General features: G+C 33.1%; 21 protein-coding genes and 2 pseudogenes. 14 read left to right on the forward strand and 9 right to left on the reverse strand.

The genetic code is table 11. From position 1 onward, the window contains the following. The first annotated feature begins 3 nt into the window (after positions 1-3). The 3 genes and pseudogenes from OLM52_RS05830 (at position 4) to ribB (ending at position 3,808) form a co-directional block, all read left to right on the forward strand. A complete protein-coding gene (locus OLM52_RS05830; RefSeq protein ID WP_319800226.1) occupies positions 4-648 on the forward strand; it encodes an outer membrane lipoprotein carrier protein LolA in 645 nt (214 codons plus the stop codon). A 10-nt stretch (positions 649-658) separates the two neighbouring features. Continuing rightward, positions 659-2,092: pseudogene (locus tag OLM52_RS05835) on the forward strand (LptF/LptG family permease); the annotation flags it as partial. Between the two features lie 582 nt (positions 2,093-2,674). Further along, positions 2,675-3,808, forward strand: a complete 1,134-nt coding sequence (gene ribB, locus OLM52_RS05840) for a 3,4-dihydroxy-2-butanone-4-phosphate synthase (protein ID WP_264550200.1) — start codon at positions 2,675-2,677, stop codon at positions 3,806-3,808. 41 nt (positions 3,809-3,849) lie between these two features. Here ribB and rho read toward each other — a convergent pair whose 3' ends face one another. Beyond that, positions 3,850-5,631 carry a transcription termination factor Rho gene (gene rho, locus OLM52_RS05845; protein ID WP_264550201.1) on the reverse strand — a complete coding sequence of 594 codons (1,782 nt, stop codon included), beginning with the start codon at positions 5,629-5,631 and terminating at the stop codon, positions 3,850-3,852. 187 nt (positions 5,632-5,818) lie between these two features. Here rho and OLM52_RS05850 point away from each other — a divergent pair, with 187 nt between their 5' ends. Continuing rightward, positions 5,819-6,229, forward strand: coding sequence for a DUF4293 domain-containing protein (locus OLM52_RS05850; RefSeq protein ID WP_264550202.1), 411 nt, complete (start codon positions 5,819-5,821; stop codon positions 6,227-6,229). A 150-nt stretch (positions 6,230-6,379) separates the two neighbouring features. Here OLM52_RS05850 and OLM52_RS05855 read toward each other — a convergent pair whose 3' ends face one another. Further along, entirely contained in the window at positions 6,380-6,874 is a 495-nt protein-coding gene (locus OLM52_RS05855) for a metallophosphoesterase family protein (protein WP_264550203.1), read from the reverse strand. Between the two features lie 96 nt (positions 6,875-6,970). On the opposite strand from OLM52_RS05855, the gene truA reads away from it, so the two are divergent. From truA to OLM52_RS05905, 10 genes are all read left to right on the forward strand, one after another. Further along, on the forward strand, positions 6,971-7,729 hold the full coding sequence (truA, locus tag OLM52_RS05860) for a tRNA pseudouridine(38-40) synthase TruA (protein WP_264550204.1): 759 nt from the start codon (positions 6,971-6,973) through the stop codon (positions 7,727-7,729). Further along, positions 7,722-9,542, forward strand: a complete 1,821-nt coding sequence (locus tag OLM52_RS05865) for an ABC transporter ATP-binding protein (protein ID WP_264550205.1) — start codon at positions 7,722-7,724, stop codon at positions 9,540-9,542. Before truA ends, OLM52_RS05865 begins: the two co-directional genes overlap by 8 nt. Before the next feature lie 238 nt (positions 9,543-9,780). Continuing rightward, positions 9,781-11,169 carry a dihydrolipoyl dehydrogenase gene (gene lpdA / locus OLM52_RS05870; RefSeq protein WP_264550206.1) on the forward strand — a complete coding sequence of 463 codons (1,389 nt, stop codon included), beginning with the start codon at positions 9,781-9,783 and terminating at the stop codon, positions 11,167-11,169. Between the two features lie 224 nt (positions 11,170-11,393). Beyond that, positions 11,394-12,311 carry a hypothetical protein gene (locus tag OLM52_RS05875; RefSeq protein WP_264550207.1) on the forward strand — a complete coding sequence of 306 codons (918 nt, stop codon included), beginning with the start codon at positions 11,394-11,396 and terminating at the stop codon, positions 12,309-12,311. 233 nt (positions 12,312-12,544) lie between these two features. Continuing rightward, positions 12,545-13,846 carry a T9SS type A sorting domain-containing protein gene (locus OLM52_RS05880; RefSeq protein ID WP_264550208.1) on the forward strand — a complete coding sequence of 434 codons (1,302 nt, stop codon included), beginning with the start codon at positions 12,545-12,547 and terminating at the stop codon, positions 13,844-13,846. 472 nt (positions 13,847-14,318) lie between these two features. Continuing rightward, positions 14,319-15,053, forward strand: coding sequence for a heavy-metal-associated domain-containing protein (locus OLM52_RS05885; protein ID WP_264550209.1), 735 nt, complete (start codon positions 14,319-14,321; stop codon positions 15,051-15,053). Between the two features lie 175 nt (positions 15,054-15,228). Continuing rightward, positions 15,229-15,792 carry a helix-turn-helix domain-containing protein gene (locus OLM52_RS05890; RefSeq protein ID WP_264550210.1) on the forward strand — a complete coding sequence of 188 codons (564 nt, stop codon included), beginning with the start codon at positions 15,229-15,231 and terminating at the stop codon, positions 15,790-15,792. 102 nt (positions 15,793-15,894) lie between these two features. After that, the gene (locus OLM52_RS05895; protein WP_264550211.1) at positions 15,895-16,677 is read left to right on the forward strand and encodes an MlaE family ABC transporter permease; all 783 of its coding nucleotides are present in this window, start codon (positions 15,895-15,897) and stop codon (positions 16,675-16,677) included. Positions 16,678-16,679: 2 nt separating this feature from the next. Further along, positions 16,680-17,423, forward strand: a complete 744-nt coding sequence (locus OLM52_RS05900) for an ABC transporter ATP-binding protein (RefSeq protein ID WP_264550212.1) — start codon at positions 16,680-16,682, stop codon at positions 17,421-17,423. Between the two features lie 6 nt (positions 17,424-17,429). After that, the gene (locus OLM52_RS05905) at positions 17,430-18,386 is read left to right on the forward strand and encodes an MlaD family protein (RefSeq protein WP_264550213.1); all 957 of its coding nucleotides are present in this window, start codon (positions 17,430-17,432) and stop codon (positions 18,384-18,386) included. A gap of 14 nt (positions 18,387-18,400) precedes the next feature. Here OLM52_RS05905 and OLM52_RS05910 read toward each other — a convergent pair whose 3' ends face one another. The 7 genes and pseudogenes from OLM52_RS05910 to OLM52_RS05940 all read right to left on the reverse strand — a co-directional run bounded on the left by OLM52_RS05910 (position 18,401) and on the right by OLM52_RS05940 (position 26,721). Further along, a complete protein-coding gene (locus tag OLM52_RS05910) occupies positions 18,401-19,159 on the reverse strand; it encodes a hypothetical protein (protein WP_264550214.1) in 759 nt (252 codons plus the stop codon). Positions 19,160-19,198: 39 nt separating this feature from the next. Beyond that, positions 19,199-19,882, reverse strand: coding sequence for a (d)CMP kinase (cmk, locus tag OLM52_RS05915; RefSeq protein WP_264550215.1), 684 nt, complete (start codon positions 19,880-19,882; stop codon positions 19,199-19,201). A gap of 161 nt (positions 19,883-20,043) precedes the next feature. Beyond that, positions 20,044-21,063, reverse strand: a complete 1,020-nt coding sequence (porQ, locus tag OLM52_RS05920; protein ID WP_264550216.1) for a type IX secretion system protein PorQ — start codon at positions 21,061-21,063, stop codon at positions 20,044-20,046. Between the two features lie 247 nt (positions 21,064-21,310). After that, positions 21,311-23,772: pseudogene (lon, locus tag OLM52_RS05925) on the reverse strand (endopeptidase La). A gap of 197 nt (positions 23,773-23,969) precedes the next feature. Continuing rightward, entirely contained in the window at positions 23,970-24,512 is a 543-nt protein-coding gene (locus OLM52_RS05930) for a DUF6252 family protein (RefSeq protein WP_264550217.1), read from the reverse strand. A gap of 39 nt (positions 24,513-24,551) precedes the next feature. Beyond that, positions 24,552-25,847 carry an MFS transporter gene (locus OLM52_RS05935; protein WP_264550218.1) on the reverse strand — a complete coding sequence of 432 codons (1,296 nt, stop codon included), beginning with the start codon at positions 25,845-25,847 and terminating at the stop codon, positions 24,552-24,554. A gap of 55 nt (positions 25,848-25,902) precedes the next feature. Continuing rightward, positions 25,903-26,721 carry a M48 family metallopeptidase gene (locus OLM52_RS05940; RefSeq protein ID WP_264550219.1) on the reverse strand — a complete coding sequence of 273 codons (819 nt, stop codon included), beginning with the start codon at positions 26,719-26,721 and terminating at the stop codon, positions 25,903-25,905. Positions 26,722-26,793 lie beyond the last annotated feature (72 nt).

A 26,793-nucleotide genomic window follows, 5' to 3' on the forward strand; every position in this document is an offset into this window, starting at 1 on the left:
AAAATGAAACGTATTTTAAGTGTCGTATTCGTACTTTTTATAGGATTATCAATGCAAGCACAAGATGCAAAAAAAGCAAAAGAGCTTTTGGATCAAGTGTCGGCAAAGGTAAAATCGTATAACAATATTGTAATCGACTTTAAATATTCTTTAAGCAATCCGAAAGAAAAAATCAACCAAGAAAGTAATGGCAATGTTGCTCTTCAAGGCAATTTATACCATCTAAATTTCATGGGTGTTACCAAAATATTTGACGGCAAAAAAGTCTACACAATTGTGCCAGAAGATGAAGAAATCACTGTTGAAAATTTTGACCCTAAAGATGACAAAGCAATCACCCCTAATAAAATGTTAACCTTTTTTAATACGGGGTATAAATATGCTTGGGATGAACTTCAAAACGTTAAAGGAAGAAAAATTCAATATGTAAAATTAATCCCGAATAGCACAAAAGATACACGCAAAGAAATCCTTGTGGGAATTGATACGCAAACCAAACACATTTACAATGTAATAGAAGTTGGAAAAAACGGATCTAAAACAACTTTAACTGTTAATTCTTTTAAAACAAATCAGCCATTATCGAAAAATCATTTTACCTTTACCAAATCAAAATATCCTAATTATTACATCAATAAATTAGACTAAAAAAGTTCGGGTGAAAATTTTAGATAAATACATTATTAAATCCTACATGATTACATTTACTACGGTATTTGTAATCTTGTTTTTTATATTCGTTTTACAAGGAATTTGGTTATTCATTGCCGAATTAGCCGGAAAAGATTTAGACTTATTTACCATTGTAAAATTCTTATCCTTCTATGCTCCTACTATTGTTCCGATGGTTTTACCGCTATCCGTACTTTTAGCCGCCATCATGACATTTGGTAGTTTTGCCGAAAACTATGAATTTGCTGCTATGAAATCATCAGGTATTTCATTGCAAAGAGCCATGAAAATGCTGTCTATTACCATAGGAATTCTAGCCTTTGTTTCGTTCTTTTTTGCGAATAATGTTATTCCCGAAGCACAATATAAATTTATTAATCTTAGAAAAACAATTGTGCAGCAAAAGCCAGCCATGGCAATTGCTGAAGGACAGTTTAACACGATTGGTACTTCGAATATAAAAGTTGATAAAAAATCGGGCGAAAATGGTGAAATCTTAGAAGGTGTGACGATGCATGTTAAAAACAATAACATGGGACTTGGCGCAAACACTATTATTAAAGCAAAAAGAGGTTTATTAACTAGTGAAGATGATTCAAATTATTTACAATTAGAATTGTATGATGGCTTTTATTATGAAGACATTCATCCCAAAAAATACGAAGATCGTAAAAAAGTGCCCTTTGCAAAAAGTAGCTTTAAAAAATATGTTATAAATATTGATTTAACGAAACTTAATCAAACTGAGATAGAAGATGGAACTATAACATCTGAAAAAATGCTTACCGTTTCTGAATTGATTTATACAATTGATTCATTAGACCAAGGCTACAAAAAAGATGTATTGTCGTTTGCAGATAATATAGTTTCCAGAAGTGACAATGTTTTTATAAAAAAGAATCTTTATAAAAATACTATGTCAAATAAAAAAGAGAATGAAGTTAAAGATTTACTAACCATTTTTACGCCTGCCGAAAAAATTAAAATAATAGAAACAGCTAAAAATAATGTTTCCAGTACCGAATTTAGTATTCACAATAGTAAAACTGATCTAGACTACAAGTCTAAAAACATCAATCAACATTGGTTAGCGGTTTATGAAAAATTCATTATTGCCTATTCATGTTTACTAATGTTTTTTATTGGTGCACCACTTGGAGCTATTATTAGAAAAGGTGGATTAGGATTACCCATTGTCTTTGCAATGCTGGTTTTTATAACGTTTCACTTCATCAATACCTTTGGTAGAAAATTAGCACAAGAAGATAGTATTCCTGCCATCTTAGGTTCTTCATTATCTTCGATAATTTTAACTCCTTTAGCTATTTTCTTAACCTATAGAGCAACAAATGATATCGGAATAATGATTAATTGGGATTGGATTACAGATCCGATTATAAAATTATTCAATAAAAACAATACTAAAGAAATTAAATTTAAAAAAGAAATTGTTTCATTAGATACCGTACAGTTAAATGAAAATGATGCTGTTACAAATGCGTTAATTAATAATGAAACGAGTGTTTTGATAAACATTGTAAAAAATTCTGAACAATTTAAATACAATTCTGAACAAAGATTAATTGCTTTGAAAGTACTTGAAAATAGAGGCATTTCTCAACAAGAATTACTTGAGAAAAAATCACTTTATAATGAAGAATTCTTGAAACTTACATTTTTGAAAAAACAATATAATAGTTTATCAAATTCAACAATTGCTATATATGTAATTTCATTCATATTATCTATTCTTGCTACAACAAACAATTTGATAATAATTATATTAAGTCTTTTAAGTATAATTTTGTTATACGTCTTAATATTTAAGTCTCAACAAACCTTAGAAGAAATAAGCAAAATTACAAATAGACATAATTTCTCAAACATTTACATTTCGCTTTTTTTAGGATTTCCATTCTATATTTTTATTTATTTATACAACAGAAATCAATTAAAAGAGGCAATTACAGAATTTAATAATTAACGACAACAATTAAACCCCATGTCAAACAACATACAACTAAACACCATTGAAGAAGCTATAGAAGACATCCGTCAAGGAAAAGTAATCATAGTAGTCGATGATGAAGACAGAGAAAACGAAGGTGATTTTTTAGCTGCAGCCGAAAAGGTAACACCTGAAATGATTAATTTCATGGCAACTCACGGTAGAGGACTCATTTGTGCACCTTTAACTGAATCTCGTTGTAAAGAATTAGACCTTCATGCCATGGTGCGCAATAATACAGATCACATGGAAACTGCTTTCACCGTTTCAGTTGACTTAAAAGGAAAAGGGGTTAGCACTGGAATTTCTGCATCCGATAGAGCAAAAACTATTGAAGCTTTAATTGATCCAGAAACAAAACCTTTTGATTTGGCACGACCTGGGCACATTTTCCCATTGATTGCAAAACAAGGTGGTGTTTTAAGAAGAACCGGACACACCGAAGCAGCTATAGACTTTGCTCGTTTGGCAGGTTTTAAACCCGCTGGAGTAATTGTAGAAATCATGAACGAAGACGGTTCTATGGCACGTTTACCACAATTAGTAGCTGTAGCAAAAAAATTCGATCTAAAATTGGTTTCAATTGAAGACTTAGTAGCCTACAGAATGCAACACGATAGCTTGATTCAAAAGAAAGAAGATTTTGATATTGAAACTCGTTTCGGTAAATTTAGAATGAGAGCTTATTTACAAACGACCAACAAACAAGTACATATTGCGTTAACCAAAGGAACTTGGAATGCAGGAGAATCTGTTTTAACCCGAATCAATACCACACAAGTTAACAATGATATTTTAGGCACTTTAACTAGTGACAACGATAAGAAATTGGACAGTGTTTTTCGTTCAATAAATGACGCCGAAAAAGGGGCTATTGTATTCATCAATCAAGAAGTAAAATCGTTGGAATTATTAGAACGAATTACAACACTAAAAACATTACAAAGTCAAGGGGAAATGAGAGCTCCTCAAATTAAAATGGACACCAAAGATTTTGGTATCGGTGCCCAAATTTTACATGACTTAGACATTACTAAAATTAAATTATTATCAAACAGCTCTGCTCCAACTAAGCGAGTAGGAATGATTGGTTATGGATTAGAAATTACAGAATATGTCAATTATTAAAACAAAAAAAAACTCCGATTTTCATCGGAGTTTTTTTTTGTTTATTGATTCATCGAAATTAGAAATTCTTCATTATTTCGCGTTTTCTTAAATCTATCGTGAATAAAGTCCATTGCTTCTACTGGATTCATATCGGCAAGGTATTTACGCATAATCCACATTCTGTGAATTGTATTTTCATCTAATAATAAATCATCACGACGCGTACTTGAAGAAACCAAGTCAATCGCAGGGAAAATACGTTTGTTTGAAATTCTTCTATCCAATTGTAATTCCATGTTACCCGTTCCTTTAAATTCCTCAAAGATAACTTCGTCCATTTTAGAACCTGTTTCGGTTAATGCTGTTGCAATGATACTCAACGAACCACCGTTTTCAACATTACGAGCCGCTCCAAAGAAACGTTTTGGTTTTTGTAACGCATTCGCATCAACACCACCACTTAATATTTTTCCAGAGGCTGGTTGCACGGTATTATAAGCTCTTGCTAAACGGGTAATAGAATCTAATAAAATGACCACATCATGACCACATTCTACCAAACGTTTTGCTTTTTCCAAAACAATGTTTGCAATTTTCACGTGTTCTTGTGGCTCTCTATCAAAAGTTGAAGCAATTACTTCACCACGCACACTGCGTTGCATATCGGTTACCTCTTCAGGACGTTCGTCAATTAATAAAACAATCAAGTAAACCTCTGGATGATTGGCTGCAATTGCGTTTGCAACATCCTTTAACAACATTGTTTTACCCGTTTTTGGTTGGGCAACTATCATTCCACGTTGTCCTTTTCCTATTGGCGAAAACAAATCAATAATACGGGTTGAAATTGTACTATTTCTATCCGCTAAATTGAATTTTTCTGTTGGAAAAACGGGTGTTAAATGCTCAAACGAAATTCTATCACGAACCACTTGCGGATCATGTCCATTGATTTTTAATACTTTTACCAAAGGAAAATATTTTTCACCTTCTTTTGGAGGACGTACAACTCCTTTTACTGTATCACCAGTTTTTAATCCAAACAAACGAATTTGTGAAGTAGATAAGTAAATATCATCGGGTGAAGCTAAATAGTTGTAATCTGACGAACGTAAAAATCCATAACCATCAGGCATCATTTCTAATACCCCTTCACTTTCAATAATTCCGTCGAACTCATAATCGGGCTCTCTAAAATTTTGTTTTTTATTTTGATGTGGATTTTTGTTAGGAGTTCCAGTTCCGTTGTTGCCATTCGTTCCTTCTGTTGGATTACTTTTTTTGTAATCAGGATGATTGGGGTTATTTTGATTTGCCTTATAATTAGGGTTTTTAGACAAATTTTTCTCATTTTGAGCCATTTCAGCTGCTTCTGAGCTTTCAGTTACAGTTGGAACTACTTTTGGTGCTTCCTCTTTAGTAACTTTATGGGGCAAAGGTTTTTTTTCTTTAAAATCTTTACGGGGTAACTTGTTGTTTGGTTTGGGAGCAAATTCTTTTGGTGCTTCCGCTTTAACTTCTTCAATAACTTCCTCTTTAACGGGAATTACTTCTTCAGGTAACTCTTTTAAAGGTTGCGAAAACAAGTCTTTTTTAATTTTTGGTGCTTGATTCACTTCTTTTTTCGGAAGAATTCTAGTCCTTTTTTCTTTTGGTAATTCAGCCTTTTTTTCTGTTGGAATTTCCGATTTTATAACTTCGGGCTTGGCTGCTTGTAAATCTAAGATTTGATACACTAAATCGTCTTTTTTTAGCGAACGGTATTTATTAATCTTAGCTACTTTTGCAATTTCTTGCAAATCAGAGAGTTTCATCTCTTTTAATACTTCAATATCAAACATGGATATATTTTGAATAAAATTGTTGGTTGAATAAAAACAAAAAATGATAAGATTTTTTTTGCAGTGTAAGGTGTCGCAGAATGAAGTACTTACGACTAATACTATGCAATAGTACGAATAAATTTGGAAATAACAATAGTTTAAATTAAAAAGAAATACTATTTTTGCTTTATCAAAAAAGAAAATAATGTTACAACGCATTCAATCACTTTATATGTTAGCCAGTGCAATTGTTACTGGTGCGCTACCTTTTGTTTTTGAATTATGGACAGATAAAAATAAAGTTGACGTTTTTTTTACCTCTTCTATTGTTTTTATTAGTCTGTTTGTTTTGTCAACCGTATTATCTATTTATAGTATTTTAAATTTTAAAAAGAGACAACATCAATTTGTGTTAAACAGATTGAACATGATATTTAACTTTATTTTACTAGGATTTTTTGTGTATCGCTCGCTAAACTTATCCGGAGAAACGTTTGTTTCAGAGAAGGGTATTGGGATGTTTCTTCCTGCAATTTCTATCGTTTTATTAGTCTTGGCAAACAAGGCAATAAAAAAGGACGAAGATCTCGTAAAATCTGTAGATCGATTACGATAAACCTATCATCTTAGTTTATTAGTGCGAAGAAAAAATCCGAAGCGAAAGTTTCGGATTTTTTTGTTTATTTAAACTGAACACTGAACACTGAACACTGAACACTGAATACTGAATACTGAATACTGAACACTGAATACTGAACACTGACCACTATTTCTTACCAAGTTCAATCACTTCTAAACACTGTATTTTATCACCATCAATTTCAAAACGCAACATCGTTCGTACTTGATGAAAACCATATTTCCCACAAGCGCCTGGGTTCATGTGTAGTAAATTCAACTGCTTATCAAATTGTACTTTTAAAATGTGCGAATGTCCGCAAATGAATAACTTTGGTGGATTTGTAGTAATTTCGGCTCGAATAGTTGGATTGTATTTATCTGGATAACCACCAATATGTGTAATCCAAACGTCCACTCCTTCACAAAAAAACCGATTATTTAATGGAAATTCCATTCGCGCTTTATCATCATCGATGTTTCCATAAACACCCCGAAGTGGTTTTAACTTTTTAATCGCATCGGTAACTGCTAAATCACCAATATCACCTGCATGCCAAACCTCATCCGCTTGGTTTACGTATTTCAAAATAACATCATCTATGTGGCTATGGGTATCTGATAAAAGCAAAATTTTCTTCATAAAGCAAAATTAAGTTTTTATTATCAGAATTTGGAAGGAACTTTACTTTTGAATTTTGTAAATTTGCATGCTATTGAGAAAACTGAACACTATATTTTGAGATATTTCATAGAATTTGCCTACAACGGAAAAAACTTCCACGGATTTCAGAGCCAACCTGACGCTTCGTCGGTACAAGAAACTCTGGAAAAAGCGCTTTCTACCCTATTTAGATCAACTATAGCCATTGTAGGTGCTGGAAGAACCGATGCCGGTGTGCATGCCAAACAAATGTATGCGCATTTTGAAACCGAATTGGAGTTAGATTCTGAGTATTGGTCTCACAAATTGAACTCGTTTTTGCCTCCATCGATTGTGATTTACAGAATTATTCCGGTTCACGAAGCCGCTCACGCTCGTTTTGATGCCACTTCAAGAACCTACGAATATTACATGCACACGTTCAAAGATGCGTTTATTACCGATGGAAGTTGGTATCATTCCCATCAATTGGATTTGGAAAAAATGAATGAATCATGTAAAATTTTGTTCGAATACATCGATTTTGAATGCTTCTCAAAAGTACATACCGATGTGAATACCTTTAATTGTAAAATTTCAGAAGCACATTGGAAACAAGCTGGAAATCAACTTATCTTTACCATCACTGCCGATAGATTTTTGCGCAATATGGTGAGAGCTATTGTGGGAACTATGGTGAATATTGGTTTAGGCAAAATTGAAGTGGCTGATTTACGCACAATCATTGAAAGTAAAAACAGAGGAAAAGCCGGCTTTTCAGTTCCAGCACAAGGTTTGTACTTAGTAAATGTTGCCTATCCATACATAAAAGAAAGAGAAAAAATTAATGAGTAAAATAAAAACATCTTCGTTTACCAAATTGTTAGCTTACGCAAAACCTTACAAAGGAAAATTGTACTTTGTGAGCTTTTGGGCAATATTCCTAGCAATTATGACGGCTTTAAGACCGTTTTTATTGAACTTTACTATCGATAATTACTTAGTAGATGCCAAAAAAGAAACCAACATAATTCAACAATATTTTGAAGAATTTATGCAGTATTTCTTTGCGGGCAATGACAACCCTACGAATTTGAAAGTATTGGTAATCATTATGTTTATTGCGCTTGCTCTCGAAGCGATTGCTCAGTTTTTATTTACTTATTTAGCCAATTGGTTAGGACAAGATATCATCAAAGATTTACGCGATAAATTATACCTTCATATTACTTCGTTTAAAATGAAGTATTTTGATAATGAACCTGTTGGGAAATTAGTCACCCGTTCGGTTTCAGATATCGAATCCATCGCAAGTATCTTCAGTCAAGGATTATTTATGATTGTGAGTGATGTACTTAAAATGATTATTGTAATTGCTTTTATGCTTGTTATAAATTGGAAAACTACAGGAATTGTACTTGTAATTATGCCTGTTATCCTAATTGCTACCAACATTTTCAATAAAAAAATGAAAGTTGCTTTTAAAGAGGTTCGAAATGAAGTCACCAATCTAAATACGTTCATCCAAGAACGATTAACCGGTATGAAAATCGTACAACTTTTCAATCGTGAAAAAATCGAATTAGAAAAGTTTGAAGAAATCAATCAAAAACACAATAAAGCTTGGTTAAAAAACATTCTGTACAACTCCATCTTCTTCCCTATTGCCGATATTATCTCTAATATTAGTATTGGTTTAGTGGTGTACTTTGGTGCCATTTGGATTATCAATGGCGATACCGATACAACTATTGGGCAATTAGTAGCTTTCAATATGTACATTACCATGCTATACAACCCTTTACGTCAAATTGCAGATAAATTTAACGTAATGCAAATGGGAATTGTTGCTGCCGATAGAGTGTTTGAGATTTTAGATACCGAAGAGAATGTGCAAGATAACGGTACCATTGAAGCATCGCATTTTAAAGGAACTATCGAATTAAAAGACGTTCGTTTTAGTTACATCAAAAATGAAGAAGTTTTAAAAGGAATCAATCTTAAAGTACAACCCGGCGAAACCATTGCTATTGTTGGTAGTACTGGCGCTGGAAAATCGACAATTATTAATTTATTGAATCGTTTTTACGAAATCAATTCGGGTGAAATTACTATCGATAATCGAAACATTAACGACTATACTTTAGAAAGCCTTCGCAAGCAAATTGCTATTGTTTTACAAGATGTTTTCTTGTTTTCAGATAGTATTTATAAAAATATTACACTCCATAACGAAACCATTTCGAGAGAAGATGTAATTGCAGCTGCGAAAAAAATTGGCGTACATGAGTTCATCATGACCTTACCAGAAGGCTACGATTATAACGTAAAAGAACGTGGCGTGATGTTATCGTCTGGACAACGCCAATTGATTGCCTTTTTGAGAGCTTATGTGAGCAATCCAAGTATCTTAATTTTAGACGAAGCCACATCATCTATCGATACGCATTCTGAAGAATTAATTCAAAAAGCAACAGACGCCATTACTAAAGATCGCACATCAATTGTTATTGCACATCGATTAGCAACCGTTGTAAATGCAAGTAAAATTATTGTAATGGACAAAGGTCAAATTGTGGAACAAGGCACACATCAAGAATTATTGATGAAAGCAAATGGATATTACAAGAAGTTGTATGATTCTCAGTTTGCTGTGGAGGTTGAGTAGTTCTCTTAGTCGCAGTCTTCAGTCGCAGTCACGGTATGTCATGCTGTTAAGCATCTCTTGAACTAACATTTTTTCTTTGGAACACAGATTTAAGAAATTTTAGTAATTTTTAAAATTTCTTAAATCTGTGTTCCTAAAATTATAATTTATTTGAATTTTGGAATTTGAATTTTGAAGTTTATTTAATTTTAATTCCTTAAATTCGCAACTTATAAATAAAACTGAAATACTTTATAAAATGAAATACGATATCATAGTTTTAGGAAGTGGTCCTGGTGGTTATGTAACTGCTATTAGAGCATCACAATTAGGCTTCAAAGTAGCCGTTATCGAAAAAGAAAATTTGGGTGGAATTTGCTTAAACTGGGGGTGTATCCCAACAAAAGCATTATTAAAATCGGCTCAAGTTTTTGATTACCTAAAACATGCTTCAGATTACGGATTAACCGTTACAGCTTTCGACAAAGATTTTTCTGCGGTTGTAAAACGTTCTCGTGATGTGGCTGACGGAATGAGCAAAGGTGTTCAATTCTTAATGAAGAAAAATAAAATCGATGTGATTGATGGTTTTGGAAAAGTAAAACCAGGTAAAAAAGTTGACGTAACAGCTGCTGACGGAAAAGTAACTGAATATTCAGCAGATCATATCATCATTGCAACTGGCGCACGTTCTCGCGAATTGCCAAACTTACCACAAGATGGTAAAAAAGTAATTGGGTACCGCCAAGCCATGACGTTACCTGAGCAACCAAAGAAAATGATTGTGGTGGGTTCTGGTGCAATTGGCGTTGAGTTTGCGCATTTCTATAACGCAATGGGAACAGAAGTGACGATTGTAGAATTCATGCCAAACATTGTTCCTGTTGAAGACGAAGACATTTCAAAACAAATGGAACGTTCTATGAAAAAAGCAGGCGTTTCTATTATGACCAATGCTTCTGTGGAACGAATTGACACTACAGGAAACGGGGTAAAAGCATTCGTTAAAACCGCAAAAGGAGAAGAAGTTTTAGAAGCAGATATCTTATTATCAGCAGTGGGAATTAAAACCAACATCGAAAACATTGGATTAGAAGAAACCGGTATTGCTACCGATAGAGATAAAATCTTAGTGAACGCATATTACCAAACAAATGTACCAGGTTACTACGCTATTGGTGATGTAACGCCTGGACAAGCTTTAGCGCACGTAGCTTCGGCTGAAGGTATTTTATGTGTGGAAAAAATTGCAGGTTTACACGTAGACGCATTAGATTATGGAAACATCCCAGGTTGTACGTATGCTACACCAGAAATTGCTTCTGTGGGTATGACAGAAAAACAAGCGAAAGAAAAAGGATACGAATTAAAAATTGGTAAATTCCCATTCTCAGCTTCAGGAAAAGCAAAAGCGAGTGGAACTCCAGACGGATTTGTAAAAGTAATTTTTGATGCAAAATACGGTGAATGGTTAGGTTGCCACATGATTGGTGCCGGCGTTACCGATATGATTGCAGAAGCTGTTGTAGCGCGTAAATTAGAAACTACAGGACACGAAATCTTAAAAGCAGTTCACCCACACCCTACCATGAGTGAAGCGGTGATGGAAGCTGTGGCTGATGCTTACGGTGAAGTGATTCACTTGTAGACTTTAGAAGATAGAAAATAGATTAAATCCGATTTGTGAAAGCAGGTCGGATTTTTTTTGTTTTTAGTTGTTGAAAACTTGCAAAAGGTTTGTAGGAAAATTTGATTATATTTGATAAACCTAAATGTATTGCGATAATCTTGCAAATAAGGCATGATAATAGTCCGAAAGTCGCAAATATACTAGTTAGCCACAATTATAACACAACAAACATATAAATCAAAATGATTAGTAAAATTTATAATTCAAAAGGGTTCCAATCTGCATTACCTTGGATTGTCCTACTAATTGGAATGATATCATTTCTTTATGGAAAATTTGGCAATATTGAAAATCAACAAGTATCAGCGGTATTTTCAGATATAGGTAAAGTTTTCTTGACCGGTGGAATCTTTGGAGTACTTTTAAAAAGCATGCAATTTATGGGTATTTTTAAAGAGGAGATCATTAAAGTCATATATGAGCCAAAGTTTCTCGAAAACAGAAATGACTTACCTGAATTATGGGAAAAAATGTCCACAGTACTTTTTCAAAATAAATTTCCAAATGTCAGTGAGAAGCTTTTAAAAGATGTTAGAGAAACATATTTTCCAACAAAAGAAATTACATATTATGAAAATTCCGAACATCAAATTGAACTTAGAGTAATTGACAAAGCAAACAAAATTATAAAAATAACAGAAACCGCAACATTGGATGTAGTTTGTGAAAATTCAAAAATTACAACTTCATACTTATTTGGACATAGTACAGATGATATTTCAAAATTCAAATTATTAAAGTTTACTATCGACGGTTCAAAACCTAAAAATTCTGTGACTAAAACTGAAGAAATGTACGGGGAAAAATTTGAAGTTACGACCACAGAACTCAAGGGCAAAGAAAGATACGCAGTTGAAAAAGCTTCTGAAAGAACAATAGATTTAAAAATTGATAACATAATTGGTTTTGACTCTAAAAAAATTCTCCATAAGTTGAAAATTCAATTCCATCATGACGAAGATGTGGAAGTAGAATTAATGAAATCAGGAATATTAGGAAACTTTACATTAAAGAAGGAAAATGCGACATTTAAGGAATATCAATTTGATGGCATTGTATATCCAGAACAAGGATATAATGTCGCTATAAAACTTAAATAACCCGATAGCGCGGATTTGCAATCCGTGCCTACAAAACAAAATCCAACTCTACCACAAGTTGGATTTTTTTGTAGAATTAGAATAAACTAAAAAATAATTATCCGCTTTGTAAGAAAATTTAATTAAATTTGAAAAAACGGTTTGAAAACCATTGGTTTATAAACTATTCATTTTTAAAAAATTTAAAATCATTCCTAACCACTTTGTGAAATTTTGATTAAAAAAACTAAACTATGAAAGGAGCTCTTCTAAAAAACTATTTTTTCAAAATTATAGTTATTATTTGTTTGTTTGTTTTTAATAATACAAATTCGCAAGTAGTCACAACTATAGCTGGAAGTAGTTCAGGCTATCAAGATGGTCTAGGAACTACTGCAAAATTTAACGGTTCTGCTGGTATTGTTGTTGATGTAAACGGCAATCTTTTTGTTGCAGATAGACTCAATCATTGTATTAGAAAAATTGCACCTAATGGTATGGTTTCTACCTATGCGGGAAGTGGCACTTCTGGCTTTTTAGATGACACTGGAATTAATGCTCAGTTTAATTATCCTATGCACCTTGCCATTGATTTAAATGGAAATATTTTCGTTGCCGATTCAAATAATCATCGCATTCGCAAAATTTCTCCAACTGGAGTTGTTACAACTGTAGCTGGCAGCGATTCGGGTTTTGCTGATGGAGATGGAAATGTTGCAAAATTTAGTTACCCAGAAGGTATAGCTGTTGATAATTTAGGAAATATTTTCGTTGCAGATTCAAATAATCATCGTATTCGCAAAATCACATCCACCGGATTTGTTACCACTTTGGCAGGAAATGGAACTTTTGGTTTTGCTGACGGAAATGGAAATTTAGCAAAATTTTGGACTCCATGCGGAATAGCCGTAGATTCAAATGGTGCAGTTATTGTAGCAGAAAAACAAAACAATAGAATACGAAAAGTTCAACAAAACGGAGATGTATCTACCATTGCTGGAAATGGAACCTCTGGAAGTGCGGATGGAATTGGGACAACAGCTCAGTTTAGAAATCCATTTGGCGTAGCTATTGACGCGGTAGGAGACATATATGTAGCGGATTCGGGCAATAATCGTATCCGAAAAATAACCCCATCTGGTGTAGTAACTACTTTAGCAGGAAGTACTTCTGGATATTTGGACGGAATTGGGACTGCTGCAAAATTCAATTATCCAATCGGAATTTCAGTAGCTACAGATGGAAAAGTCTATATAAGTGAATCTGGTGGTTGTAAAATTAGAATGATTACTTCTACTTTAAATAACAATTCTTTTAGATTAGAAAATCAAATCATCCTATATCCAAATCCTTCTTCCTCTATTGTTAATTTAGAATCACATGATTTGATACTATCCGAAATTATAATACTAGATATTAATAATAGAACGATAGCTACTAAAGTTGGTTCTAACAATCAAAATAAAATTGATATTCATAACCTGCAAAATGGAATATATACATTACAAATAATTACTGATAAAGGAATTTTGTATAAAAAAATCATCAAAAACTAATTGACGAAACAATTAAAAGAAAATCTTATTCCAGCTCCCGCAAGAATTCGATAGCTCAAATCCAAAATCCTTAACCACATAGTAAACACAAAATCCGATTTGCAAGTGCAGGTCGGATTTGTTGCTTGAAACGGGAACTTTTTTATGTTGGTCTTGAGTATATTTTCAAATCCCCTAGGGGAATTACAAAATTGCTGTACAGCAACTAATCAATTCCCCTAGGGGAATGAATCAATTTCCCTAGGGGAATTGAATTATTTGACAAGTCTAATTTAAAAAATGTCACCAAAAAAAGTAAAATATGTAAATGAAAAATAAAATTATGTAACTATTTAACTTGCAGTAAAATTAGCTTTGCTTACTACTAGCGTAGTAACACCATAAAATAGTCTAAATCCGTTTTGTTCCCTCAAAACGGATTTTTTTTTAAAAACTATAGTCTTATCTTTATATTGAAAAAACAAATCAAAACATGAAACACACCTATAAAATCACGGGAATGACTTGCTCAAGTTGCGAAGAAAAAGTAACGAGTTCGTTATTACAGGTTGAAAACATAACCTCAGTAACCGTTTCTAAAGATACCGAATTGGCAATAATTACAATGGATAAACACGTTCCTTTGAACGATTTAAAAATTGCTTTAGGCACAAAATATAACATTGAAACTACGCTAGACGATGCAATGTTAGAAGAAAATAAAAGTTGGTTCAGCACCTACAAACCTATTGTATTGATCTTTTTTTATATCACGGTTGTGACCTCAATAATGGCGTTCCAAAGTATAAAAAGCAATGAAATGGAAATCCATCAAATTGCGATGAAATGGATGAATCACTTTATGGGAGGGTTCTTTTTGGCTTTTTCTTTTTTTAAATTTCTAGATTTAAAAGGCTTTGCAGACAGTTATAAAATGTATGACATTGTAGCGAAAAGAATTCCGTTTTGGGCGTATTTATATCCGTTCATTGAATTAGGTTTAGGACTTTCGTTTCTGTCTAATATTTTTCCATTACTCACAAATAGTATCACTTTTATCGTAATGACAATTAGTATTATTGGCGTTTTACAAGCGGTATTCAATAAGAAAAAAATTCAATGTGCCTGCTTGGGAGCTGTTTTTAATTTGCCTATGAGTACAGTGACCATTATCGAAGATGCACTAATGATTGTAATGAGTGGTATTATGATTTTTGCATTGGTCTAAAAGTCATAAAACCGGAAAATATATAAATTAAAAATAAAATTATGTAACTATATAACTTGCATTAAAATTAGCTTTGCACCGCTTATAAAACTATCTTTACAAGACATAAATTAGTAAAGTGCCCCCTTGTAATGTTGCATTAAAAGCACTCAACAACTAATTACAGTCCAATTTCATGAAGATACACATTAAATACATGGTTTCGCTTCGCTGCAAAATGGCAGTAAAAGAAGAATTGGACAGAATAAAGTTAAAACATACTTACATTGAGTTAGGTGAAGTAAACCTTAAAAAAAATATTACGGGCGATGAAAGAGAGTCGTTGCGAAAAGGACTTTTGAAAAAGGGACTTGAATTAATTGATGATAAAAAATCGTTACTGATTGAAAAAACAAAAACAACCATCATTGAATTAATTCATTATTCAGAAAAATACCCAAAAATTAATTACTCCGATTACATTAGTGAGCAGTTGGATTACAATTACAACCATCTTTCTTCACTTTTTTCAGAAGTTACGGGAACTACTATTGCAAATTACATCATTATCAACAAAATAGAACGCGTAAAAGAATTATTATTGTATGATGAATTAACGCTTACCGAAATCAGTTTGTTGATGGAATACAGTAGTGTTGCACACCTGTCGCACCAATTCAAAAAAGTTACTGGATTGACCCCAACCTATTTCAAAAATATGAAACAATACAAAAAACGAATCATGCTAGAAGAATTGTAGTCTTACATTTAAGAGGCAATTTTTTTACAACGATTCTGATTAAAATTCATTTAAAAAGCGTAAATTTATGTAATGGTTTCGTTTTGAAACTAATACCACAAAATGAACATGGTTAGGAAGTTTACAGCATCTTTAAAAGCATTCTTTATTGAAGTAGGTGAAATATCTTATTTTGCCAGCCGGTTTTTTAAAGAATTTTTAATTCCTCCCTATGAATTTAAAGAATTCTTGCGTCAATGCTATTACATTGGCAATCGTTCACTTTTTTTAGTAGGAGTTACAGGATTTATCATTGGACTGGTTTTTACCTTACAATCACGTCCCACATTACAAGAATTTGGAGCGGTTTCTTGGATGGCTTCTATGGTTAGTGTTTCTATCATCAGAGAAATTGGCCCCATCATTACGGCGCTTATTTGTGCCGGAAGAATTGGTTCAGGCATTGGAGCCGAATTGGGTTCTATGAAAGTCACCGAACAAATCGATGCTATGGAAGTTTCGGGTACCAACCCATTCAAATATTTAGTCATTACGAGAATATTAGCCACCACTTTAATGTTGCCAATTTTGGTAATTTTTGGCGATGTGTTGGCTATTTATGGTTCCTATTTAGTAGAAAATGTAAAAGACAATGTATCGTTTCAACTCTATTTCAATCAGGTTTTTAATATTTTAGAATTTAGCGACATTATGCCTGCAACCATAAAAACATTTTTCTTTGGCTTTGCCATCGGTTTAATAGGTTGTTACAAAGGCTATTATTGTAAAAAAGGAACCGCAGGTGTTGGAAAAGCAGCCAATGCAGCAGTAGTTTATACGTCTATGCTCCTATTTGTAATCGATTTCATTGCTGTTTTTGTAACCAATATTTTTTATGACATGTAATTATGGAAACAAACAAAGAACCCATCATTGTAATAAAAGAGTTGCATAAAACCTTTGGAACCAATACCGTTTTAAACGACTTTAACTTGGTTTTAAACGAAGGAGAAAACCTTGTGGTCATGGGAAAATCGGGTTCCGGGAAATCGGTGATGATTAAATGTGTAATCGGATTAGAAACGCCCGATAGTGGTTCTATTTTTGTAATGAACAAAGAAATTAATAAGCTCGAACGCGAAGCTATTGATGAACTTCGCACCGAAATTGGCTTTCTATTTCAAGGAAGTGCCTTGTATGATTCGATGTCGGTGCGAGAAAATTTGGAATTTCCGTTACGAAGACATACCAAAAAATTTGGAAAAATAGAAGACACAACGCCTTTAGTAATGGAAGCATTGGAAAGTGTGGGTTTAGCCAATGCAATCAACTTAATGCCAAACGAACTTTCGGGTGGAATGAAACGTAGAATTGCCTTAGCAAGGACGTTGATTTTAAAACCGAAAATAATTTTATACGACGAACCTACAACGGGTTTAGACCCAATAACTTCAAAAGAAATTATCCTTTTGATGCAATCCATACAAGAAAAATACAACACTTCATCAATCATCATCACACACGATGTAGATTGCGCCAAAGCCATTGCCAACAGAATGGTTTTGCTAATTGATGGAATAAATTATATTGAAGGTACTTTTGACGAATTAAACGCCTCAAACGATCCAAAAGTGCAAGCTTTTTTTAAATAAAATACTATGGAAAAAACAGATGCTCAAAAAATACGCTTAGGTTTATTTGTAATTATTGGCTCATTATTTTTTTTAGCGGCAATATATTTTGTGGGAAATAAGCAAAATATGTTTGGCAATACTTCCAACCTAAAAGCCGTTTTTGTTAACGTTAGTGGGTTGCAAGTAGGAAATAATGTACGCTATGCCGGTATAGATATAGGAACCGTTAAAAGTATCGAAATGATTAACGATACCACAATAAATGTTGCCATGTCTATCGAAGATAAAATGCTGACCCATATTAAAAAAGATGCCATTGCAACTATTGGTTCGGATGGTTTGGTAGGCAATATGATTGTAAATATTATACCCGGAAAAGGAAATGCCCAAGCGGTTGTAGCGGGCGATGTGCTTCAATCGTACAGTAGAGCGAGCACAGACGAAATGCTAAAAACATTAGATGTTACCAATAAAAATGCCGCACTTTTAACAGCCGATTTATTGAAAATTACCAACGAAATCAATCAAGGAAAAGGAACAGTTGGTGTTTTATTAAAAGATAGTCTAATGTCGAAAGATTTAAAAGAAACGATGCACGGAACAGCTGAATCAGTAGCTAATTTGAATAAAATGATTCTTTCCTTGAATCAAGAAGACAATGTTATTGGACTTTTAAAAGACAATGACGTTGCCCTAAAAATGAAAAACATCATCACCAATTTAGAAAAATCGAGCGGTGAAATTGACAAAGTAGTGACCAATTTAAATGCTACCGTTGTCAATATAAAAGATGGAAAAGGGGCGTTGAATTATTTATCGAATGATGAAAATTTAGTCAAAAAAATAGATTCTACCATGACCAATTTAAACGATGCCAGCACCAAACTTAACGAAAATTTGGAAGCGTTAAAACACAATTTCTTGTTTAGAGGCTATTTTAGAAAACAAGCGAAGGAGAAGGCGAAGGAGGAGAAAAATTAGTGCTTAAACTAATTTTAATTGTGCAATTTGTTTAAATTAATTGAAACATTTTCATATTTCCAATTTTCATTCACATCTAATTTGTAACGATACTTTATTTTAAAAACATCATTTTTTATTGAACCATCTTCAAACAATTCTTCTGGATGAAACATAAAACCAGATTTTATTGTAATATCAATTTTATCAAAATTAAAATCAATAGATCTTGATTCTCTATTATTCAAATTATAAAAATTCAACTTTTTACTTTCATTATCCAAAGACACAAAAATTGGATTAAAATTATCAATATCTAAAAAAATCTCTTTTCCGAGTTCTTTTATTAAATTGCCATTCTCTTTATCAATTAAAACAAATTCATTTGGCTGACAACAACCAGAAACAACTTTATTTTCTATTAAAATTGACTTTTCATATTCATTCCATTCAACATAACCTAATTTATGGGTATACTCTATCATTTGCTTATCTAAGCTATAAATTATCTTCTTGTAGTTTTTATTTTGAAAAACCAACCAAGATGAATCACAATTGAATTGTCGATAAATTTTAGCACCATTACTAAATAGAGTTTCATCACAAGAAATATAATCTGCTAATTGAAGATTATCTTTACAATTACAATCTTTGTATTTATTTGATTTAGAAGTGACTTTTTCTGAAATTTTATTATTCTCAATTTTATTAGAAATAGAATCTTTGGTGTTACAACTAAACAAAACCCAGAAAATCAAAAAAGTTGACAATGTAGAAAATTTAATATTTGGCATATCAAATATTTGAAATAAAATAGATGTTTATTATTGAGCTTATAATTTCTCTTTCACTAAATTCAACACAATCTCAAATTGTTCTTTTTTACTTAGCGAAGAATTGTCAATTTCAATAGCATCATCCGCTTTCACAAGTGGCGAATCGTCTCTATGCGTGTCAATATAATCGCGCTCTTCTACGTTTTGAAGTACGTCTTCAAAGGTAACGTGTTGACCTTTTTCAACTAATTCATCAAAACGGCGTTGTGCTCTCGTTTTAGAACTTGCCGTCATGAATAATTTCAATTCAGCATCCGGAAAAACAACGGTTCCAATGTCTCTTCCGTCCATTACAATACCTTTGTCTTTGCCCATAGCTTGTTGTTGTTCCACTAATTTAGCACGAACTTCTGAAATTTCAGCTACTTTACTTACCATACGAGAAACTTCAATCGTTCTAATTTGCGTTTCAATGTTTTCGTTATTCAAATACATTTCGGCAAATCCTAAAGTGGCATTGAATTGAAAACGTAAATGGATTGTTGGCAATTGTGCAATTAAACCTTCTTTGTCTAAATGCGTTTCAGAAACCAAGTTATGCTGCATCGCAAAATAAGCCACCGCACGATACATCGCACCCGTGTCTACATACACATAACCCAATTCTTTAGCCAATTGCTTCGCTAATGTACTTTTCCCTGTTGACGAAAAACCGTCTATTGCTATGGTAATTTTTTTCATATGTTTTGCCACAAAGACGCAAAAGCGCTAAGTTTTATTATTTTCAAATCTATTGACTTTTATTTAAACATATAAGTCATGTAAGTTTTTTAAGTAACTATTTGCGAAAAATAAAGTCCATTTAAGCTTATCACTTTTTACTTTTCACTTCTCACTTCTAACTACTCCAAATCAATCATCAAACCAAACAAACTCGTATTAGCTGCCACAGTATATCTTGAATAGGAATAATCAAATTTAATTTTACCAAATCGAAGACCAAAACCCGCTGAAATACCAGAAAAATGGCGTTGCTCTACAATACGCAACTCTTCACTTCTTCTAAAATTATATCCCAATCGAATATTGAATCCTTTTTCTGGAAATAATTCGGCGCCAACAATTACGTGACGTAAAGCATTATTAAAAAATGAAACTTTTTCTTCTTTAGAGCCACCGTCCAAACTGCCTTCTGCACGATTTGGGTTCGAAAAAGCAATATTCCATTCTTGTAAATTTTCAAAAGTCAAATGCCAACGAATAGGAACATTTTCCATTAATTGCGAAATTCCAGCATCTATGGAAAGTGGTAATTTTTCACGGGTATCAGCATACGGCTTGAGTTGGAAACCAATATTTCTCACCGTAAAACCATAGTTGATATCATTTGGCTCATCAATATACAAAAAGCCTAAATCTACTGCCGCTCCCCAAGAATTATAACTTTCTAAGGTAGAAGAAATCAATTTAGCATTGGCACCAATATACATATCAGTCCAAGGCAAATTGTAGGCATAACCAAGTGATAATGCAGCTTCACTTCCCGTAAAATCAGAGGTTAGATTTCCCAATTCATCACGACCTTCAAAAGTGCCATAATTGATATAACTAATTCCTGCATGAAAGGTTTGCAAATGACGGTCATACGTATACGCGTAAGCGGCAGTTCCATAAGAAACTTCTCCGTAATAACTTCCGTAGTTTGCAGACAAACGTTTGTGCATTTCAGGGTTAATTGTAGCAGGATTGTAAAATGCTTGGTTGACATCAAAATCAACCACAGTAACGGTTTTTCCACCCAAAGCTGCTTGTCTTGGTGATTGTGCTAAGTTTAAAAACTGATATACATACTTACCTCCTATTTGACTAAAAGCAGTAGTCGATAGCAGTAATATGTAAAATAATATCGTTTTCTTGAGCATTTTATGGTGTTAACTTAATGATAACGCAACTGCGAAGATAAAATTATATCAGTTAGGAAACAAAAAAAGAAGAGACTGTCTCAAAAGTCTATTAATGTCAAGCTGAACTCGTTTCAGCTTCTCTAAATAATTGAATATCAATAAATTTAGATTCTGACTCGAGCTTGCGAACTGACGTAGTAAATAAATTCAGAATGACAAAATTACGACTTTTTAGAAAATCTCTTCTTACAATATTTTTTTATAATTACTTTTTAACTTCTAAAACTTTAGCGTTTTTAACCTTTTGATCGGTAATAGCAATTGCTAAAACTTCGCTCATTTTATCAACATAATGAAAAGTTAAGCCCTCAATATAATCAGGCTTGATTTCTTCAATATCGCGCTTGTTTTCTTTACACAGAATAATTTCTTTGATGTTGGCTCTTTTAGCGGCCAAGATTTTTTCTTTGATACCGCCAACAGGTAATACTTTTCCACGAAGCGTGATTTCACCAGTCATGGCAATATTTTTCTTGATTCTTTTTTGTGTGAAGGAAGAAACCATAGAAGTCAACATCGCAATTCCAGCACTTGGTCCGTCTTTTGGAGTAGCACCTTCTGGCACGTGAATATGAATGTTGTAATTGTTTAAAACTTCGGGATCAATTCCTAAAAATTCAGCATTAGAGCGAATATACTCCAAAGCAATTGTCACCGATTCTTTCATAACTGTACCCAAATTTCCTGTCATGGTCATCGTTCCTTTTCCTTTAGAAATCAACGATTCAATAAACAAAATATCACCACCCACTGATGTCCAAGCTAAACCAGTAACTACACCTGCAACATCATTATTTTCATATTTATCGCGTTCCATTCGAGGCGATTTTAATACTTCTAAAATATCGGCATCCGAAACTTTTACGTTGTAGGTTTCGTCCATTGCAATTGATTTTGCAGCATGACGTACTACTTGTGCAATTTTTTTCTCTAAACCACGCACACCTGATTCACGGGTATAACCTACAACAATTTTTTCCAATTGTTTTTTACCTATTTGCAAATCTTTAGCCGTTAATCCGTGCTCTTTTAATTGTTTTGGAAGCAAATGTGTTTTTGCAATTTCTATTTTTTCTTCAATGGTGTAACCTGTCATTTCGATGATTTCCATACGGTCACGAAGGGCTGGTTGAATTGGAGATAAACTATTTGAGGTTGCAATGAACATTACTTTTGATAAATCATACCCTAATTCCAAGAAATTATCATGGAATTCTTTGTTTTGTTCTGGATCTAAAACTTCTAACAAAGCCGAAGATGGATCACCATTATGACTTGAAGATAATTTATCAATCTCATCTAAAACAAACACCGGATTTGATGTTTTTGCTTTTTTGATGTTTTGAAGAATTCGTCCAGGCATCGCACCAATATAAGTTTTTCGATGACCACGAATTTCTGCTTCATCACGCAAACCACCTAATGACATTCTGATGTATTCTCGACCTAAGGCTTCGGCAACCGACTTTCCAATGGACGTTTTTCCCACACCTGGTGGGCCATACAAACATAGAATTGGCGATTTCATATCGTTACGCAATTTTAAAACCGCTAAATGTTCGATGATGCGTTTTTTACTTCTTCTAATCCGTAATGGTCTCTATCTAGAATTCTTTGGGCACGTTTTAAATCAAAATTATCTTTGGTAAACTCGTTCCAAGGTAATTCTAAAAACAGCTCAATATAGTTGCGTTGAATTCCAAAATCGGGTGAATTTGGATTGGTGCGTTGCAATTTAGACAGTTCTTTTTCGAAATGTTTTGCTGTTTTTTCGTCCCATTTTTTCTTTAATCCTTTGGCACGCATTTCTTCAATTTCAGCTTCATACGATACACCACCCAATTCTTCTTGAATGGTTTTCATTTGTTGCTGTAAGAAATATTCGCGTTGTTGTTGGTCTAAATCAAAACGAACTTTTGATTGTATATCGTTGCGAACTTCTAATTTTTGAAGTTCTAAATTCATAAAACGCAAGGTTTCTAACGCTCTATCCTTTAAATTTTTAATCGATAACAATTGCTGCTTTTCTTCGACAGAAAGATTCATATTCGAAGAAACAAAATTGATTAAAAACGGATTACTTTCGATGTTTTTGATAGCAAAAGTAGCTTCCGTAGGGATGTTTGGGCTTTCTTTTATAATTTGAATTGCCAATTCTTTTATCGCATCGACTATGGTTTTAAATTCTACATTTTTATCATCCGGACGTTCCTCAGCTACTTCTTTAATGGTTGCTTTAAGATACGGTTCTTCTTGCGTAAAAGTGTCAATTTCAAAACGTTTTTTTCCTTGAAGAATAACGGTTGTGTTGCCATCTGGCATTTTTAAAACACGCATAATACGCGCTACCGTTCCAATATGATGCACATCACTTGGTGATGGATCTTCTTCGTTTTCATCAATTTGAGCCACAACACCAATGATTTTTCCTTTGGCATTGGCATCGTTAATTAATTTAATAGATTTATCTCTTCCAGCGGTAATAGGTATTACTACACCTGGAAATAAAACGGTATTTCGTAAAGGTAGAATTGCAATGTCTTTTGGCAATTCTTCGTTGTTCATTTCTTCTTCATCTTCGGGCGTCATTAATGGAATCAATTCTGAATCTGGATCCATTTCCTGAAGTGACAAATTGTCAAGGGCTAATATTTTGTGATGTGGCATACGTATAAATATGGTCTTTTTGTCAGTAAATTAATTTATGAAAACTATTCAAAGTTACGAATAACAAGCTTATTTTATTGATAATCAAATCATAAAATAATTTTAAATAGTCAATTCAAAGCTATTAGTTCAAGATGTATGCCATAAAAAAATCCCGAAGTGTTCGTTCGGGATTTTGATATAAAGGTTATAAAAAATTAATCCACCTGATTATCAAACTCAACATTTGTAAAAACTCCATTAGTTATAGACTTTGTAGTTGAGTTAGAAATATTATACGCTTCAAAACTAAAAGTACCTGAAACTTTATCATTAGTTGTATCAAAATTTGTTATAGTAACTGTTCCAATTGAAGTATCCGTCATTGGATTATATGAAGAAAAAGCTCCACCTAAACCACCTAATGAAGCATCAAAATATTGCAATAAATTCAAACTTGTACTTTCCATACTTGCAGGAAAAGTCCCTACAGCTGGATTTATAATTTGAAATGAAATAGTTTTACCACTACTACTTAACCCACTAATTATTAATTGATTGCCAATTGCGCTTACTGAATAATCTCCCAATGTCTCATCAGCAACAAAATTACTTCCATCAATTTTTGCTGTAAATGAACTTGTTGATGATCCTCCGGCAGCTATATCAATAGCTGGATCAATAGGCTCATTATCACAAGAAGTTGTCGTAAAAGCTAGAGTTAAAACAAGAAGTGCTAAAATTGATTTTATAGTTTTCATACGTTAATTTGTAAAATTTTTCAAATATAATAAGTAAATTTAATTTTTTGGTACTCTTAGTAATAAAAGTAATCCTATTGCAAAAAATAAAATCAAAAATAAAATAGCATTTTGAATTTTACCCGTAATATCAGCAATGTAACCATAGGTCAGCATACCTATGACGATACCAACTTTTTCTGCAACATCATAAAAACTAAAAAAAGAGGTGGTGTCAACTGTATCCGCTGGAATAAATTTAGAATACGTTGAACGGGAAAGGGACTGAATACCTCCCATTACCAAGCCCACAAAAAATGCCGCAATGTAAAAATCATTGGGAGTAATCACAAAATAAGCATACGTACAGATGAGTATCCATAAAAAATTTAAGCCTATTAATATTTTAATGTTCCCATATTTTGACACCAATTTAGATGTAGCCCAAGCGCCAAAAACAGCGACCAATTGAATCACTAAAATACTGATGATTAAACCCGTAGTTCTTTTACTATCACTACCCCAATTTATTTCCTTTTCACCAAAATAGGCAGCAATAATCATAATAGTTTGCACGGCCATGCTGTACACAAAAAAAGCAGCTAAATAACGCTTTAAAGGGAGTATGCTTTTAATTTGTTGCCAAACTTTTAACAATTCTCTAAAACCATTAAAAAACACATTTTTGTGCATTTTATTACTGTTTTTATGATTCGGAAGATAGTAATAGGTGTACTGACTAAACCCAATCCACCATATCCCAACTAATAAAAACGAATAGCGCATCATTTGCATTTTTTGTGCTCCTTCAACAGACATGACCATTGCCAAACAAACCAGTAATAAGACAACACTTCCAATATAACCTAAACTAAACCCTTTTGCACTGATTTTATCTTGTTGTTCTTTGTGCGCAATATCAGGTAAATAGGAATTGTAAAAGACTAAACTGCCCCAAAAGCCAATTAAGGCCAACAAATAGGTTATTAAACTAAAAATAATAGATTCTTTCGCTATCGAAAAAAAGTATAAGCTCATACACGATAAGGAACCAACATAGCAAAACAATTTTAGGAAAAACTTCTTATTTCCTAAATAATCTGCAATTCCAGAAAGCAAAGGGGAAACAAAAGCAATAATCAAAAAACCCAAAGCTGTTACATAACTAATTAAAGACTCACTTCGAATTAAAAATCCAAACAATTCAACTTCTTCTATTCCTTCGGCTCTAAATAATGCACCATAAAATATGGGGAAAATTGTAGATGAAATTACTAATGTATAAACAGAGTTTGCCCAATCGTAAAACGCCCAAGCGTTAAGTAACTTTGAACTTCCTTTTTCTAAATTTGCCATAAATTAAAAAATCCCGACGAATTAAGTCGGGATTCAAATATAGTATTTTATTTAGTTATTTAAAAGTCACTCCAAATTTAGCAGCTTCTGCTTTTGCTTGAGGAATTAAACTTTTTATGTTAGCAATACGTGTAGCATTACTAGGGTGCGTACTCATAAACTCAGGTGGAGCTTGTCCGCCGGATTGAGCAGCCATTCTTTCCCAAAAAGTTACTGCATTATCTGGATTATACCCTGCAATAGCCATTAATGTTAAGCCAATCATATCTGCTTCACTTTCATGCGCTCTACTGAATGGTAACATTCCACCAAATTGAGTGGTAGCGCCATAAGCGGTCATTGCTAATTGCTGTGTCTCGGCTGATTTGTTTCCTGTAGCTAATCCAACACCAACTGCACCTGCTTGTTGTAAAACGCCTGCACTCATTCGTTGTTGCCCGTGATTCGCTAATGCATGAGCCACCTCATGTCCCATCACTGCTGCCATTCCAGCATCATCTTTGCAAATTGGCATAATACCTGTATAAAAAACAATTTTTCCTCCTGGCATACACCAAGCATTAACTTCTTTGCTTTCTACTAATTTGTATTCCCATGCATATCCTTCAAGATAATTTGAATGTCCGTTAGCATTCAACCAACGTTCTGCAGCTGTTTTGATTTTCATACCAACATTTTCAACACGTTTGGCATCTGTTGTTCCTGTAACCACTTTATTTTCAGACAAAAACTGGTTATATTGTTGAAAAGCAGAAGGTAAAATTTCACTATTTGGCACCAAAGCCAACGTGCTTTTTCCTGTAAACGGGTTTTTAGCACACGACATTACCAACAAAACGATTGATAGCGTTAAAAATTTTATTTTATTATTCATAGGGACTCTTTTTTATAGTTACAAATTTACACTATTTAACAATAACTTTGTTGTAGAATAAATCAAATTTTA

Source organism: Flavobacterium sp. N2820 (assembly GCF_025947285.1).
In the GTDB taxonomy this organism is placed as follows: domain Bacteria; phylum Bacteroidota; class Bacteroidia; order Flavobacteriales; family Flavobacteriaceae; genus Flavobacterium.

What these genes read in the sequence shown, in the direction of transcription:
- OLM52_RS05830 (WP_319800226.1), top strand. Translation starts at nt 4, where the DNA reads ATGAAACGTATTTTAAGTGTCGTATTCGTACTTTTTATAGGATTATCA.
- ribB (WP_264550200.1), top strand. Translation starts at nt 2,675, where the DNA reads ATGTCAAACAACATACAACTAAACACCATTGAAGAAGCTATAGAAGAC.
- rho (WP_264550201.1), bottom strand. Translation starts at nt 5,631, where the DNA reads ATGTTTGATATTGAAGTATTAAAAGAGATGAAACTCTCTGATTTGCAA.
- OLM52_RS05850 (WP_264550202.1), top strand. Translation starts at nt 5,819, where the DNA reads ATGTTACAACGCATTCAATCACTTTATATGTTAGCCAGTGCAATTGTT.
- OLM52_RS05855 (WP_264550203.1), bottom strand. Translation starts at nt 6,874, where the DNA reads ATGAAGAAAATTTTGCTTTTATCAGATACCCATAGCCACATAGATGAT.
- OLM52_RS05865 (WP_264550205.1), top strand. Translation starts at nt 7,722, where the DNA reads ATGAGTAAAATAAAAACATCTTCGTTTACCAAATTGTTAGCTTACGCA.
- lpdA (WP_264550206.1), top strand. Translation starts at nt 9,781, where the DNA reads ATGAAATACGATATCATAGTTTTAGGAAGTGGTCCTGGTGGTTATGTA.
- OLM52_RS05875 (WP_264550207.1), top strand. Translation starts at nt 11,394, where the DNA reads ATGATTAGTAAAATTTATAATTCAAAAGGGTTCCAATCTGCATTACCT.
- OLM52_RS05880 (WP_264550208.1), top strand. Translation starts at nt 12,545, where the DNA reads ATGAAAGGAGCTCTTCTAAAAAACTATTTTTTCAAAATTATAGTTATT.
- OLM52_RS05885 (WP_264550209.1), top strand. Translation starts at nt 14,319, where the DNA reads ATGAAACACACCTATAAAATCACGGGAATGACTTGCTCAAGTTGCGAA.
- OLM52_RS05890 (WP_264550210.1), top strand. Translation starts at nt 15,229, where the DNA reads ATGAAGATACACATTAAATACATGGTTTCGCTTCGCTGCAAAATGGCA.
- OLM52_RS05895 (WP_264550211.1), top strand. Translation starts at nt 15,895, where the DNA reads ATGAACATGGTTAGGAAGTTTACAGCATCTTTAAAAGCATTCTTTATT.
- OLM52_RS05900 (WP_264550212.1), top strand. Translation starts at nt 16,680, where the DNA reads ATGGAAACAAACAAAGAACCCATCATTGTAATAAAAGAGTTGCATAAA.
- OLM52_RS05905 (WP_264550213.1), top strand. Translation starts at nt 17,430, where the DNA reads ATGGAAAAAACAGATGCTCAAAAAATACGCTTAGGTTTATTTGTAATT.
- OLM52_RS05910 (WP_264550214.1), bottom strand. Translation starts at nt 19,159, where the DNA reads ATGCCAAATATTAAATTTTCTACATTGTCAACTTTTTTGATTTTCTGG.
- cmk (WP_264550215.1), bottom strand. Translation starts at nt 19,882, where the DNA reads ATGAAAAAAATTACCATAGCAATAGACGGTTTTTCGTCAACAGGGAAA.
- porQ (WP_264550216.1), bottom strand. Translation starts at nt 21,063, where the DNA reads ATGCTCAAGAAAACGATATTATTTTACATATTACTGCTATCGACTACT.
- OLM52_RS05930 (WP_264550217.1), bottom strand. Translation starts at nt 24,512, where the DNA reads ATGAAAACTATAAAATCAATTTTAGCACTTCTTGTTTTAACTCTAGCT.
- OLM52_RS05935 (WP_264550218.1), bottom strand. Translation starts at nt 25,847, where the DNA reads ATGGCAAATTTAGAAAAAGGAAGTTCAAAGTTACTTAACGCTTGGGCG.
- OLM52_RS05940 (WP_264550219.1), bottom strand. Translation starts at nt 26,721, where the DNA reads ATGAATAATAAAATAAAATTTTTAACGCTATCAATCGTTTTGTTGGTA.